The organism is uncultured Roseibium sp. (genome assembly GCF_947496995.1).
In the GTDB taxonomy this organism is placed as follows: domain Bacteria; phylum Pseudomonadota; class Alphaproteobacteria; order Rhizobiales; family Stappiaceae; genus Roseibium.
In genome coordinates, this window is record NZ_CANMFD010000006.1 from 55633 (window position 1) to 69502 (window position 13870).

16 protein-coding genes are annotated in these 13870 nt (G+C 58.8%); 8 read left to right on the top strand and 8 right to left on the bottom strand.

Annotated features, from left to right (window positions below; all coding sequences use genetic code 11):
* Positions 1–377 precede the first annotated feature (377 nt).
* The 5 genes from Q1B40_RS21410 (at position 378) to dnaQ (ending at position 4083) form a co-directional block, all read left to right on the top strand.
* The gene (locus tag Q1B40_RS21410) at positions 378–1226 is read left to right on the top strand and encodes a pyruvate, water dikinase regulatory protein (RefSeq protein ID WP_299819316.1); all 849 of its coding nucleotides are present in this window, start codon (positions 378–380) and stop codon (positions 1224–1226) included.
* 29 nt (positions 1227–1255) lie between these two features.
* Positions 1256–1849 (top strand): Maf-like protein, encoded by a 594-nt coding sequence (locus tag Q1B40_RS21415; protein ID WP_299819319.1) that lies wholly within the window; start codon positions 1256–1258, stop codon positions 1847–1849.
* On the top strand, positions 1846–2694 hold the full coding sequence (locus Q1B40_RS21420) for a shikimate dehydrogenase (RefSeq protein WP_299819322.1): 849 nt from the start codon (positions 1846–1848) through the stop codon (positions 2692–2694). Before Q1B40_RS21415 ends, Q1B40_RS21420 begins: the two co-directional genes overlap by 4 nt.
* Positions 2691–3278 carry a dephospho-CoA kinase gene (coaE, locus tag Q1B40_RS21425; protein WP_299819324.1) on the top strand — a complete coding sequence of 196 codons (588 nt, stop codon included), beginning with the start codon at positions 2691–2693 and terminating at the stop codon, positions 3276–3278. The genes Q1B40_RS21420 and coaE overlap by 4 nt, the downstream gene beginning before the upstream one ends.
* 91 nt (positions 3279–3369) lie before the next feature.
* Complete coding sequence (gene dnaQ / locus Q1B40_RS21430; RefSeq protein WP_299819327.1) at positions 3370–4083, top strand: DNA polymerase III subunit epsilon; 714 nt, start codon at positions 3370–3372, stop codon at positions 4081–4083.
* A 12-nt stretch (positions 4084–4095) separates the two neighbouring features.
* On the opposite strand, the gene Q1B40_RS21435 is transcribed toward dnaQ, so the two are convergent.
* Complete coding sequence (locus Q1B40_RS21435) at positions 4096–4968, bottom strand: aminoglycoside phosphotransferase family protein (protein WP_299819330.1); 873 nt, start codon at positions 4966–4968, stop codon at positions 4096–4098.
* A gap of 74 nt (positions 4969–5042) precedes the next feature.
* Entirely contained in the window at positions 5043–6029 is a 987-nt protein-coding gene (locus tag Q1B40_RS21440; RefSeq protein WP_299819334.1) for a D-glycerate dehydrogenase, read from the bottom strand.
* A 314-nt stretch (positions 6030–6343) separates the two neighbouring features.
* Between Q1B40_RS21440 and Q1B40_RS21445 the strand changes: the two genes are divergently transcribed.
* Positions 6344–6841 (top strand): SH3 domain-containing protein, encoded by a 498-nt coding sequence (locus Q1B40_RS21445; protein ID WP_299819741.1) that lies wholly within the window; start codon positions 6344–6346, stop codon positions 6839–6841.
* A gap of 299 nt (positions 6842–7140) precedes the next feature.
* Here the strand turns inward: Q1B40_RS21445 and fabI are convergent, their stop codons facing one another.
* The 3 genes from fabI to fabA all read right to left on the bottom strand — a co-directional run bounded on the left by fabI (position 7141) and on the right by fabA (position 9927).
* Positions 7141–7953, bottom strand: coding sequence for an enoyl-ACP reductase FabI (gene fabI, locus Q1B40_RS21450; protein WP_299819337.1), 813 nt, complete (start codon positions 7951–7953; stop codon positions 7141–7143).
* Positions 7954–7962: 9 nt separating this feature from the next.
* Positions 7963–9186, bottom strand: a complete 1224-nt coding sequence (fabB, locus tag Q1B40_RS21455; protein WP_299819339.1) for a beta-ketoacyl-ACP synthase I — start codon at positions 9184–9186, stop codon at positions 7963–7965.
* Between the two features lie 234 nt (positions 9187–9420).
* Positions 9421–9927, bottom strand: a complete 507-nt coding sequence (gene fabA, locus Q1B40_RS21460) for a 3-hydroxyacyl-[acyl-carrier-protein] dehydratase FabA (RefSeq protein ID WP_299819342.1) — start codon at positions 9925–9927, stop codon at positions 9421–9423.
* Between the two features lie 343 nt (positions 9928–10270).
* Here fabA and irrA point away from each other — a divergent pair, with 343 nt between their 5' ends.
* Positions 10271–10702, top strand: coding sequence for an iron response transcriptional regulator IrrA (gene irrA, locus Q1B40_RS21465; RefSeq protein ID WP_299819345.1), 432 nt, complete (start codon positions 10271–10273; stop codon positions 10700–10702).
* A 20-nt stretch (positions 10703–10722) separates the two neighbouring features.
* Here irrA and Q1B40_RS21470 read toward each other — a convergent pair whose 3' ends face one another.
* Together Q1B40_RS21470 and nth are read right to left on the bottom strand one after the other, a co-directional pair.
* Complete coding sequence (locus tag Q1B40_RS21470) at positions 10723–11244, bottom strand: GNAT family N-acetyltransferase (RefSeq protein WP_299819348.1); 522 nt, start codon at positions 11242–11244, stop codon at positions 10723–10725.
* 23 nt (positions 11245–11267) lie between these two features.
* Positions 11268–12077: an endonuclease III gene (nth, locus tag Q1B40_RS21475; RefSeq protein ID WP_299819351.1), complete on the bottom strand. Its 810-nt coding sequence runs from the start codon at positions 12075–12077 to the stop codon at positions 11268–11270.
* 22 nt (positions 12078–12099) lie between these two features.
* On the opposite strand from nth, the gene Q1B40_RS21480 reads away from it, so the two are divergent.
* Complete coding sequence (locus tag Q1B40_RS21480) at positions 12100–12621, top strand: DUF2244 domain-containing protein (protein ID WP_299819354.1); 522 nt, start codon at positions 12100–12102, stop codon at positions 12619–12621.
* On the opposite strand, the gene Q1B40_RS21485 is transcribed toward Q1B40_RS21480, so the two are convergent.
* Positions 12622–13809: an MFS transporter gene (locus Q1B40_RS21485; protein WP_299819357.1), complete on the bottom strand. Its 1188-nt coding sequence runs from the start codon at positions 13807–13809 to the stop codon at positions 12622–12624.
* Between the last annotated feature and the right edge of the window lie 61 nt (positions 13810–13870).

Below are 13870 nucleotides of genomic sequence, written 5' to 3' on the forward strand. Positions count from 1 at the left end.
ATCTGTTTCTTTTGTTTAAGCGTGGATTACAGGGATCAATTTCTATCCACAATCCGCCCGCCTGATTTTCTCGCCGGGACAAATTCGCTCCCTTGTTTAGCGGAATCTCTCCCCAGGAGTCGATAAAAGGATTAGATACAATATTACAAGCACTTATCGAGGTGTTAACCTTTCGTTAGGAAATTGGGCGGTAGTGGACAATCTGTCGATATGTCACAGCGCTCTTGTGAATCCACACCCATGCACAACCGTTTCGGCATCGGTTTGCCGGCGTTTAGGTTTTGTTAACAAATCATGTGATGCGGGCATAAACTTCGTGTTAGGCAGGGGCCATGTGGGCTTAGTCCCAATTCATCAACAGCCCTGGGGATGACAGCGTGAACAAGTCGAGACACTATTTTCATTTGCATCTGGTGTCCGATTCGACCGGCGAAACCCTCATGACCGTGGCGCGCGCGGCGACGGTTCAATACGAAAATGTCCAGGAGATCGAGCATGTCTATCCGCTCGTCCGCTCTCAAAAACAGCTCGACAGGGTCATCAGCGAAATCGAAAAAGCGCCCGGTATCGTGCTCTATACGCTGGTTGACGTGGACATCGCCAAACGGCTGGAACTGAAATGCCGTGAGTTGGGTGTTCCCTTCGTCAATATTCTCGACCCGGTCTTCGCCGTCTTCCAGTCCTATCTGAACGTCACGCAAACCCATCGCATCGGTGGTCAGCATGAACTCGATGCGGAATATTTCCAGCGTATGGAAGCGCTCAACTATACGATGCTGCATGACGACGGTCAGATCTGGGACGACCTGGAATCTGCGGATATCGTGCTGATAGGCATATCCAGAACCTCCAAGACTCCGACCTGCATCTATCTCGCCAATCGCGGCATCAAGGCGGCAAATGTTCCGCTCGTTCCAGGCATTCCCCTGCCGGAGCACGTGAAAAAGCTGAAATCGCCGATGATCATCGGTCTGATCGCCTCTGTCGAACGCATCCAGCAGATTCGCCGCAATCGCGTCTTGTCGCTGAACTCGGATGGCTATAACGACACGTATGTCGATCGGAAGGAAATTTCCCAGGAGATCAACATGACCCGCAGGCTGTGTACCGAGAACGACTGGCCGCTGATTGACGTCACCCGGCGTTCGGTCGAGGAAACGGCCGCGGAAATCATGACCCTTTTCAAGGCTCACCGGACCGAACAGGAAGACAGCCGCGGAAGTTGATCTTACGGAGCATATAGAAAAGGACGTCCATGACACTTGTACTAGCGAGCGGCAGCAGCATCCGCGCCGAGCTTCTCAAAAACGCCGGTCTCGCGATCGAGGTCGATCCGGCCGATGTCGATGAACGGGCGGTGGAAGCCCCGCTTCTGGAAGCGGGTTTTCCGCCCGAGGACCTGGCGGCCATCCTTGCGGAGGCGAAGGCCAACGACGTCAGCAGCCGGCGTTCCGGCGATCTCGTGATCGGTGCCGATCAGATCCTTGCCTTCCAGGGTGAACGCCGCACGAAACCGGAAGACATGGAAGCCGCCCGCCGCCAGTTGCTGGCCTTTTCCGGAAAGACCCATGAATTGTTGTCCGCGGTGGTGATTTCCCGCAACGGCGAAGCCATCTGGCGTCACGTGTCCACTGCCCGTCTGACCATGCGGGATCTGACGCCGAAATTTATCGGCCGCTATCTGGCTGCTGCCGGCGATGACGTGCTGTCGAGTGTTGGCGCCTATAAGCTTGAAGGTATCGGCGTGCAGCTTTTCGACAAGATTGACGGCGACTATTTTACCATCCTGGGCTTGCCGATGCTGCCGCTTCTGGATCATTTGCGCGCGCTTGGAGCCATCGAAACATGACTGCGGCTGCAAGAAAAGCCGCGGTGACCGGCCATCCGGTCGCCCATTCCCGCTCGCCGCTCATTCATGGCTACTGGCTGAAAAAGTTCGGCATCAACGGCGAATACGGATGTCTCGATATAGAGCCGGATGACGCCGACCGGTTTTTCCGGACCTTTTCCGAAAGCGGGCTGACCGGAGCGAATGTCACGGTGCCTCACAAGGAAATCGCGGCTGCGGCCTGTGACCGGCTGGATGAGGCGGCAAAAGTCATGGGAGCCGCCAACACCATCTGGCTGGACGATGCGGGCAGATTGTGTGGCGCGAATACGGACTGGACCGGATTTCTGGGCAATCTCGACCAGCGTGCTCCCGGCTGGGACGATGACCCCGGAACGGCGATCGTTCTGGGAGCGGGCGGCGCTGCGCGCGCAATCGTATTCGCGCTTCTCTCACGAAAATTCAAGGCTGTGCACATCGTCAACCGGACACCGGAAAAAGCAGCTAAAATCGCCGAGGAATTCGGATCCAGAACATTCGCACACAGCTGGGACAACCTGGGGACACTGCTTGAAGAAGCCGGTCTTGTGGTGAACACCACCACACTGGGAATGACCGGAAAGCCACCCCTGAAGGTCGATCTGTCTCCCCTTCCACAAAGCGCGCTGGTAACCGATGCGGTCTATGTACCGTTACAAACCGATTTGCTGAAACAGGCTGAACAGCGTGGCAACCGCACGGTTGACGGTCTCGGCATGCTTCTCCATCAGGCGGTGCCGGGTTTCGAGCGCTGGTTCGGCGTGCGGCCGGAGGTGGATGACGACCTCCGAGCACTGATCGTCAGGGATCTCGGAGGAGCAAAGTGATCCGGATCGGCTTGACAGGTTCCATCGGCATGGGAAAATCGACCACCGCGAAAATGTTCGCCGCCGAGGGTGTGCCGGTTCACGACGCCGATGCCACGGTTCACGCTCTCTACAACGGCCGTGCCGCACCCTTGATCGGGGCCGCCTTTCCCGGAACGGTTATTGACGGCAAGGTCGATCGGACGCTGTTGTCTCCCCATGTACTGGGCAAGCCGAACGCCATGAAACGCCTGGAAGCGATCGTCCATCCGCTGGTGCGGGAGGAAGAACTGCAGTTTCTGGAAAAGGCGCAAGCCGCCGGGCGGCGCATTGTCATGATGGATATTCCCTTGTTGTTTGAAACCGGAGGCAGTCGCCGGGTCGATGTGTCCGTGGTCGTGACGGCCGATGCACATATTCAGCTGGAGCGGGTCCTGTCTCGCCCGGGCATGAGCGAAGACCGGTTCCAGTCGATCTTGCAAAAACAGATGCCGGATGCGGAAAAACGGCGGCGGGCGCATTTTCTGATCGATACCGGCCTCGGCATGGAGCCGGCGCGGCGCGGCGTCCGGGCAATCCTGAAAGCATTGGCCGGCTGCGGCTGAAGCCCGCAGAACACCGGGGAAAACCGGGCCGCCTTCTTGGCTTCAAGGAGCGTAACCTGCACACTGGCTCCAATGACAGGCAGGCACGACAATGCGCGAAATATCCTTCGATACGGAAACCACGGGTCTCAATCCGCGAGACGGGGACCGGCTGGTGGAAATCGGTGGTGTGGAGCTGATCAACCACGTTCCGACAGGCAACGCCTATCACGTCTACATCAATCCGCAGCGGGACATGCCGGAGGGCGCCTTCCGCGTGCATGGCCTGTCGGCGGAGTTTCTGTCGGACAAGCCGTTGTTTGCCGACATTGCCGATGAATTCCTGGAATTTGTCGGGGACGGCACGCTGGTCATTCACAACGCAGCCTTCGACATGGGCTTTATCAATGTGGAGCTGGAGCGTGCCGGCCGCAGAACGATCCCCAACAGTCAGGTGATCGACACGCTGGAGATCGCCCGGCGCAAGCATCCAAGCGGGCCGAATTCGCTCGACGCGCTTTGCTCGCGCTATGGCATCGACAATTCCAGACGCGTCAAGCACGGCGCGTTGCTCGACGCGGAAATCCTCGCGGAAGTCTACCTGGAACTGATCGGCGGCCGTCAGAGAGCGCTCGGACTTGTGCCGGAGGAAGAAGCGTCCTCCTCCTCCAGCGCGGTTATGGAGCCGGGTGAACTCGGTAATTTCAACGCGGAGCGCCGTCCCGCGCCACTTCCCTCGTTTCTCTCCGAAGCAGAATACGAAGCTCACAAGGCCTTCATTGAAGGTATGGGTGACGATGCGATCTGGGCGAAATACGGCAGCTGATATTGCCGGGCGTTAGTCCAGCAGCCAGCGCGTCGTTTCGAAATGGCGCTCGGACCAGGAGCTGCTGAACGCCCAGGCCATCGTCTGGCCGATTGTCCATAACCTCGCCCGATCCCGGTCGAGTTCCAGTTCCTCCGACAATCTGTCCAGGCGGTAGAGCGCGGCTGACCTCGAATGGCCGAATTCGAAGCTTCTCACGATCGGGCTGAGGCAGAACGCCGGGTCGCCGACCAGAGGTTTCGGATCGATCGCCAGCCACGGCTCGCGTTCGCTCGACAGGACATTGTGGCCGTGAAGGTCCTGATGGAGAAGAACCTGAGGGGTACCTTGCTCCGACAGACCGGAGAGCGCCGCCAGGGCGGCATCAACGAGACGTTTTTCGCAAGGTTTTCCGGCGTTCAGCCAGTCCCTTTCCATGGACGAGCCCCAGATGGCAGCTTCGTCCGTCAGGGTGTTGAAGGGTTTTCCGGCCGGCACGAGCAGTTTTCGAAGAATATCCGCCAGAACTGCAAGCTTGTCGGCAGTGGGATCGTCCGCCAGGAAGTGTCCCGGCCGGCAGCGTTCTAGAAGGAGAACGCTGGCCTCCGGTGCATGGTCCAGCAGCCGGATAGCGCCCATACCGTTCCAGGCCTTGAGGGCATCGCCTTCATGGCGGGATTCGCGGTCCTGGAACTGCAGCTTCAGCACCGCAGCTTCACCGGCCCGTTCGACAGGTACGACATAGGAAACGTTGCCGCCGGAAAAGGGCGGGCCGGCGAGTTCCAGCTCGAAGCGATTGCAGGCGTCGGCCAACACATCCGGGAGCGACGCCAGCCAGTCGCGCCCTGCGTCCGTCCGGTTCAGCCAGGACAGGCTTTCTGGTGCCGAAATCACCGGATCAGGCATGAAGGTGTCCCATCAAGACAGATCTGCGGACGGGTGCCGTTGAAACGGAATTCGCGCGAAAGCCTGCAAGCGGTTCAAAGCATGGAGGGAAGGACACGGTCCGGCGGACGGTGCCCGTCCATGAAGGTCCTGATATTGATGATCACCTTCTCGCCCATCTCGATCCGGCCCTCAATCGTTGCCGATCCCATATGCGGCAGCAGCAGGACGTTTTCCATCTTCGCCAGCTTGGGATTTACCGCCGGTTCATGTTCGAACACATCCAGTCCCGCTCCGGCGAGATCTCCTGCTTCCAGCATCCGGATCAGCGCGTTCTCGTCGATGACTTCGCCGCGCGCGGTATTGACCACATAGGCATCTTTTTTGAGGAGCTTCAGGCGGCGGGCGGACAGGAGATGGAAAGTCCCCGGCGTATGCGGGCAATGGATCGAAACCACATCCATCCGCGCCAGCATCTGGTCAAGGCTCTCCCAGTAGGTTGCTTCCAGGTCTTCCTCGATGGTCTCCGAAAGGCGGCGGCGATTGTGATAATGGATCGACATGCCGAAGGCTTTTGCGCGTCTGGCCACAGCCTGCCCGATCCGGCCCATGCCGATGATCCCGAGCCGTTTTCCCCAGATCCGGTGACCGAGCATCCACGTTGGCGACCAGCCGGCCCAGTCGCCGGCTTCCAGAGCCTTGATGCCTGTGGCAAGACGACGCGGCACGGCAAGCATCAGCGCCATGGTCATGTCGGCGGTGTCTTCGGTCAGCACGCCGGGGGTGTTGGTGACATTGATTCCCCGGTTGTTGGCGGTCACCACATCGATATTGTCGACGCCGTTGCCGAAATTGGCAATCAGCTTCAGATTTTCTCCCGCCTGGGAAAGGATCGAGGAATCGATTCGATCGGTCACCGTTGGCACCAGCACGTCGGCAGTTCGGACCGCTTCCACCAGCTCCGCCTGGCTAAAAGGCCTGTCACTGTCGTTCAGACGCGTCTCGAAGAGCTCTCGCATCCGTGTTTCAACGACGTCCGGAAGCTTCCGGGTGACAACGACGACAGGCTTCTTTTTCACCATAGCAATTTGCCTTTCGCGCTTCGTTGAGGAATTGTTAACCTCAACGGTTCCACCTTGACGCTGCGCGAAGCGCGAGCGGATAAGACCATACCCTTTTCCTTACCAGATGGTCCGCCAGAAACAAGGGATCGGCTTCAATCACCGTGCGTTGCGGCAAAGCCGGAGCCGGCCCGCTGGTTTTCACGGCGAATTTTCGGTAAAGGTTTGCCACAAGTTAACAACCAATAACAATTGGACTACCGGACAATATGGCTCGTTCGATCTCAGGTGCCCGAATCCCTCTCAGGTTTGCCGCAAGGCTTGTTCTTTGCGGCATGGTCCTTTTCGTCGGACTGAGCAACACGGCCCTACCCGTCGCGGCTCAAGGCACGACGACGGGCGCGACAGGGCTTCCCGTGCCGCGCTTCGTCAGTCTGAAATCGGACCGGGTGAATGTCCGTGTCGGTCCCTCGCGGGATCACGATATCGCCTGGACATTCGTTCAGTCGGGTCTGCCGGTGGAAATCATTCAGGAATTCGAAAACTGGCGCCGGATTCGCGACTGGGAAGGCAAGCAGGGCTGGGTCTTTCATTCGCTTCTGTCCGGTCGGCGAACCGCGCTCGTCACTCCGTGGGAAAAGAGGGATCTTACTCCGCTGCGTGCCCGATCCCGTTCGGACGCAGATATCGTCGCCGAACTTCAACCCTTCGTGCTGACTTCTGTGACGGAATGCGCCGGAGGCTGGTGCCGCGTCAATGGCGAGAATTATGACGGCTGGCTGGACCAGACGAGGCTCTTCGGCGTCTATCCGGATGAGATCGTCGAGGACTGATCCGGTTTTTCGGAAAGAAATGGATTATCCGGAAAAAAAGGCGGCCAATCGGCCGTCTCTTCAGACTTTTGACAGGCCTTCAATTCGTCATCCCGGACGCAGCGTAGCGAAGATCCGGGATCGGTGAGTCTGGCAGTGATCTTTAAGAAATCTTCATTTAAAACAATGGTTTGTGGCTCTCCGATCCCGACTCGCGTTTCAATTGGCCGGGATGACGGTGGTAAAGCCATGACATCGTCATGAGACTGAAAAGGCGGCCAGTCGGCCGCCTTTTGCATGCTGTCTAAGTCGCGGAAACTCTAGTCCGCCTTGACTTCCTGAGCCTTGAGTTCGTTCAGCCGCGGCATGGACATGATGTTGTAGCCGCTGTCGACGAAATGCACTTCGCCGGTAACCCCGCCCGAAAGACCGGACAGCAGGTAAAGGCCGGTGCCGCCGATTTCTTCCAGCGAAACCGTCCGGCACATCGGCGAGTTGCGTTTCTGGAAATTGAACATCAGCCGCGCGTCGGACACGCCTGAACCGGCAAGCGTGCGCACGGGCCCGGCGGAAATCGCGTTGACTCGGATATTCTGTTCGCCGTAGTCGACCGCGAGGTAGCGGACGGAGGATTCCAGCGCCGCTTTTGCAACACCCATGACATTGTAGTTCGGCATCACCTTGGTGGAGCCGCCATAGGTCAAGGTCACCATGGAGCCGCCATTCGGCATGATGGCGGCAGCGCGTTTGGCGATCTCCGTGAAGGAAAAGCAGGAGATCAGCATGGTGCGGGAGAAGTTCTCCCGGGTCGTGTCGGCGTATTTGCCACGCAGTTCGGACTTGTCGGAAAAAGCGATGGCATGCACCAGGAAATCGATGCTGCCCCATTCTTTCTTCAACGTATCGAAGACACTGTCGACGGAGTCGATATCCTCGACATCGCAGGGCAGCAGAAGCTTCGAGCCGACGGACTCCGCCAACGGTTTCGTGCGCTTCCCGAAGGCTTCGCCCTGATACGTGAAGGCAAGTTCCGCGCCGTGCTCCGAGAGAGTCTTGGCAATGCCCCAGGCTATGGAATGGTCATTGGCAACGCCCATTATCAGGCCGCGTTTGCCCTTCATCAGTTCGGTCATATAAAATCCTCAGCCGTGGTAGCGCGACAGCGCAAGGGAGGCATTGGTGCCGCCGAAGCCGAAGCTGTTGGAGAGCACGGTATCGAGCCCGGCATCGTCAACACGTTCCATGACGATCTCGCCCTCCTTGAGCGCCGGATCGAGCTGGGTGATGTTGGCGGACGCCGTGATGAAATCGTTCTGAAGCATGAGCAGGCAGTAGATTGCCTCCTGCACGCCCGTCGCACCAAGGCTGTGGCCGGTCAGGGATTTTGTCGAAGAAACCGGAGGCTGGTTTTCACCGAAGACCCGCCGGACGGCTTCTATCTCGCCGATATCGCCCACCGGCGTCGATGTGCCGTGCGAGTTGATGTAATCCACCTTGCGGTCGCCCAGGGTCTGGATGGCAAGGCGCATGCAGCGCTCGCCGCCTTCGCCGCTTGGAGCGACCATGTCATATCCGTCGGAATTGGCGGCGTAGCCGGTCACTTCGGCATAAATCTTGGCGCCGCGCGCCTTGGCGTGTTCCAGCTCTTCCAGAACGACGACTCCGCCACCACCGGCGATGACGAAACCGTCGCGGGTGGCGTCATAGGCACGTGCTGCCGTCTGGGGAGTGTCGTTGTATTTGGAGGACATGGCGCCCATGGCGTCGAACAGACAGGACAGGGTCCAATCCAGTTCCTCGCCGCCGCCGGCGAACATCACGTCCTGCTTGCCGAACTGGATCTGCTCCGTCGCCGCGCCGATGCAATGGGCCGATGTGGAACAGGCCGAGGTGATGGAATAGTTGATACCCTTGATCTTGAAGGGCGTCGCAAGGCAGGCCGAGTTGGTGGAACTCATGCCGCGGGTCACCATGAACGGGCCCATGCGCTTCGGTGCGCCCTTTTCCAGAACGATCTGATGTGCCTGAAACAGGTTTTTGGTGGACGGTCCGCCCGAGCCCATGATCAGGCCGGTGCGCACGTTGGAGACATCCGTCTCCTCCAGACCGCTGTCGGCGATGGCCTGCTGCATGGCAATATAGTTATAGGCCGCGCCGTCGCCCATGAAACGAAGCTGGCGCTTGTCGACCAGCGAGGGGATGTCGATATCCGGTTTGCCGTGAACCTGGCTGCGGAAACCGTGTTCTGCATAGTCGGGGGCAAAACTGATGCCGGACTTGCCTTCACGCAGGCTCGACAGCACTTCTTCAACGTTCGATCCGATGGACGAAACGATTCCCATACCGGTGACGACAACGCGTCTCATTGCGGTCTCCTACCTTCTTGCTCTGGATCGGCCTGCTTTCGCATGATGGCACGCGAAGCCGGTACGCCAATCGGAATTGATGTGCCGGTGACCCCGGCACGACAGACTCGACCAACCCGGTTGCCTTCATTCTTTCTGTCGAAGGCGATCAGGTTGATCAGGATAATGCGCAAACCGGCGCTTCCAAGAACAAAGAAGCACCGGTTTGTAAGAAAACCTGCAAATTGAAGGCTATCAGGACTTCGCCAGGCCCACGCGCAGGTCGGTCGCCTTGTAGATCAGTTCGCCGTCGGCCTTCAGCCAGCCGTCCGCGGTGCCGAGCACCAGCCGGCCCTTCATGATGCGTTTGAAATCGATACCGTATTCAACCAGCTTCACGTCGGGAGTGACCATGCCCTTGAACTTGATTTCACCGGTCGACAGAGCCATGCCCTTGCCTTCGAGACCCAGCCAGCCGAGAAAGAAACCGGTCAGTTGCCACATGGCGTCGAGACCGAGGCAGCCCGGCATGATCGGGTTGCCCTGAAAATGGCAGGGAAAGAACCAGAGGTCCGGCTTGATGTCGAATTCGGCGCGGGCATATCCCTTGTCGAACTCGCCGCCGGTTTCGGAAATCTCCGTAATCCGGTCGAACATCAGCATCGGCGGCAGCGGAAGCTGCGCATTTCCCGGGCCAAACAGTTCGCCTCGGCCACAGGCAAGAAGGTCTTCGTAATCGTAGCTGGAGCGGCGCTCGGTCATACAAGGTCCGTTTTTTTGTTTCCTGCCCAGGGACCTCCCGAAGGCGGAACGGGTTTGTTTTTTGTCATTTGAGGCGCCTTCCTAACACAGGGGAACCTCGACCGAAAGATCTCACTTGGCCGAACTTGCTAGCTTTTCCGGGACATATTTTAAGATTTTTGTCTCATGACAATGCAGATGGGGACACAGGTCCGTATTTCAACGCGGTGTTTAAAACTTGCATCTCAAGTACAAGAAATGGCAGATATAGGGTGATGTCTGGCAAGTCGGCGGTTTGAACGGTCGACCCAGGCCTTGAAATTGCTGTTTAGAAACGCGACCTTGGATTTGGATGTACAAAGGAATGGCGACGCATATGGCGACGGAAACTGCCGGGAAGAACGTGACCGACATTCTGCGGACCGCAGGTCTGCGGCCGACGCGCCAGCGTGTTTCCCTGGCCGAGCTGCTCTATTCCAAGGGTGACCGTCACATCTCCGCGGAACTTCTGCATGAGGAAGCCGTCGAGGCGAGTGTCCCCGTGTCCCTCGCCACCGTCTACAACACCCTGCACCAGTTCACCGAGGCCGGCCTTCTGCGCGAAGTCGCGATCGACGGCAACAAGACCTATTTCGACACCAATGTGTCCGAACATCACCACTTCTTCATCGAAGGCGAAAACCGGGTGATCGATATTCCGGGCGAAGGCGTCGGCATCGGTCGTCTTCCCGAAGCGCCGGCCGGCATGGAAGTCGTGCGGGTCGATGTGGTCGTGCGGGTCCGCGAAAAGCAATAGTCCGGGGACGGTCTCCGGTTCTAGCCAAGTCCGCTTTCGACGTATCTCAATTTCCAGACATAATAGTCCGACGTCTCACCGATCTCGCTGAGATGACGCTGGCCGTCAGCCTCAAAGCCTATTTTCAGCAGCAGATTGGCCGAACGCGTGTTTTCCGGATGCGTGATGGCGCACAGGGTGCGCAGTTTCAGGTCTTTCTGCGAGAAATCGAGTACCGCCTGGCCGGCTTCCCGTCCGAAGCCCTGGCCGCGAAACCCCTCGCGGAACGCAAAGCCGAGATCCGGGTACTTGAGTTCGTTGCGGACCACGAGCCCGCACACCCCGATCGGCTCCCCCGTCTCTTTCAGTTCCACCAGCCAGAGCCCGACGCCGTGGGCGGCGAAGCGGGCAAGCGATTTGCCCTTGATGTATTGCACCGCCTGGTCGGTCGTCCGAATGCCGGCATCCGAAATGAAAAGGATGTAGTCCGGCTCGTTCATGAGGTTCAGATAAAATTCGGCGTCGCTGGCGGAAGGCAGCCGGAAGCGCAGCCGCTCGCTCATTGGAAAAGGACCCAGGGGAAAGCTCAAGCGGCGGTATCCTTGTCGATCAGGGCCTTCGTGCGCAGTGCGATCGCGGGAATCGCATCGAATTTTTCCTTCTCGGTGCTTTTGCACAGATCGTAAATGACGCAGCGCCGGCACTCGGGCTTGCGGGCCTTGCAGATGTAGCGGCCATGCAGGATCAGCCAGTGATGGGCATGCAGCGCGAATTCCGGCGGCACCACCTTTTCCATCGCCTTTTCGACATCGAGCGGTGTTTTTCCCGGCGCGATGCCGATCCGGTTGCCGAGGCGGAACAGGTGTGTGTCGACGGCAATCGTCGGATGGCCGAAATAGATGTTCAGAACCACATTCGCCGTTTTCCGGCCGACGCCGGGCAGCTTTTCAAGCGCCTCGCGGTCGTCGGGCACTTCCCCGCCATGGTCGCGGATAAGCTGTTGGGAAAGAAGAATGACATTCTTGGCCTTGGTCTTGTAGAGGCCGATCGACTTGATCTCCTCGCGCAGGAGGTCCTCGCCGAGGGCCAGCATCTTTTCCGGCGTGTCCGCGATCTCGAACAGGTGCCGTGTCGCCCTGTTCACGCCGACATCGGTCGCCTGGGCGGACAGAACGACAGCCACCAGCAGCGTGAAGGCGTTGACGTAGTTCAGTTCGCCTTTCGGCTCGGGATTGTCCGCGTGGAACCTCTGGAAGATCGCATATGTCTCGGCCTTGCTGTAGCGAGACCGCTTCAGCACCCTGCCGGGATTGTCGACAGAAGGCGAGCGGGACTTCGCGGATTTGGCGGAACGCCTGGATCCCTTTCCGGAGATTGTGCTCTTTGCTTGCGTCATAATCACTCTATAATCTGAGCGCATGAGCGAGAACAATCTGAAACCCGATAAAAATGACGATTTGTCCGGGACGGACAAGCCGTTCTTTTCCGCAGTGCTCACGCCTTACCGGTCTCTGGGTTCGAACGGCTTTCTGGTCCTGATGCTGTGTTTCGGGGCTATCAGTTTCGTGTCCGGCGTTCTGTTCTGGCGCATTGGTGCCTGGCCTGTCTTCGGCTTTTTCGGCCTGGACGTGGCGATCCTCTGGTTTGCCTTCCGGATGAACTACCGCTCCGCACGGGTCTACGAGGAAGTCGTGGTCTCCCGCCATGAAATTTCCATCCGCAAGGTCGGTCCCGGCAAGACTTATCAGGAATACTGCTTCAATCCCGTCTGGGTGCGGCTCACCGTCAAGCGGATCGAAGATGAAGGCGTCGTGAAAATCTGTCTGACGAGCCGCGGGGAATCTGTGGATCTCGGCAATTTCCTGAACCCGGACGACCGGACCAGTTTCGCCGGAGCCATTGCGAACGCCCTGGCGGTGGCAAAGGCGGGCGGTGTCTGACTAACCGCCAACCGCGCTATCTTTCGGGCGAACCTTGAGCGTCGCAAGCAACACGACCAGGGCTGCGAAGGAGGTAAATGCCGCCGCGTAGAGAACGGTCCGGAAGTCGGTGGCGCTGGCTATGAAACCCATGGAAACGCTGCCGATCATGCCTCCGAGAAACAGGCTGTTCATATAGATCGCGGTTGCGCGACCGGGCCGGTCCGGTGCGAAACTTTGCACGAAACTGATCGCCACTCCGGCAAACAGCCCGTAATACATACCCTCCAGCACCGAAATCGTCAGCGCCTGCCAGACAGCCGTGACTTGGGCGAACAGCAGCATGCTTGCGGCCGCAAGACAGGCCGCGAGCAGGAGCACCTGACGGATGCCGATGCGTTCCGCCAGCCGGACGGAACCGAAAATGACGAACACCTCCACGAGGCATTTGACGGAAAGCGACAGGCCGGGGGTCGCGCCGGGCAGGCCGGTTTCCCGCACGAAGAACAGCGGCATGGCGGATACGAACAGGGAGTTGGTGATCACGAAGCCCATGCAGATAAACCCGGCGACCAGAAGTCCCCAGTTGACCGGATCGCCGTTGCTGTTGGTCTTTCTTTCCTTCTCCGATTTGAACCCCCTCGGCACGGCGATATGCCAGAGCGCCAGATAGGTCAGCCCGACCCCGAGCGCACAGATAAAGGCTGTCTGGAAACCGAATTGCGCGACCAGCGCGAAGGAAACTGCCGGGCCGATCATCCACGCCAGGGAAACGGTCATGCGCTGCCAGGAATTGATGCGGGTGATATCCAGGTTTCGTCTTTCGGCATTCAGACGCCCGAACGTGAAAATGATGCCGGCCCCCATGTTGGCGACACCCATCAACGGAGCGACGGTCACGACCAGCATGAAAAAGCTGGACGTCTGCGTCAGCAGCGTCGTCACCGCCACAAAGGCGCCGACGGATACCAGGAGCAGGCTCCTGACCGGAAACCCGTGATCCAGACGCTCTCCGGCCCAGCGGTTCGCGACCAGCGTCAGAGACAGGACCAGGCTGGTGTAAAGACCGATCTGCCAGGGTTCCGCACCAAGCCCTTCCACGATGAAAAAGCTCATCAGCGGAACGAGCGCGGAAGTTCCGAGGCTGTTCGTGAACTGCAGCAGGAGGATCAGGATCTCCTGGCGGTGCAGTTGAGCGAATGAGAACATGAAGAAATGAGCCAGGTGGATAAGGAGCAGGCCGAATGCTTCCGGCCTTGGACGGTAATCA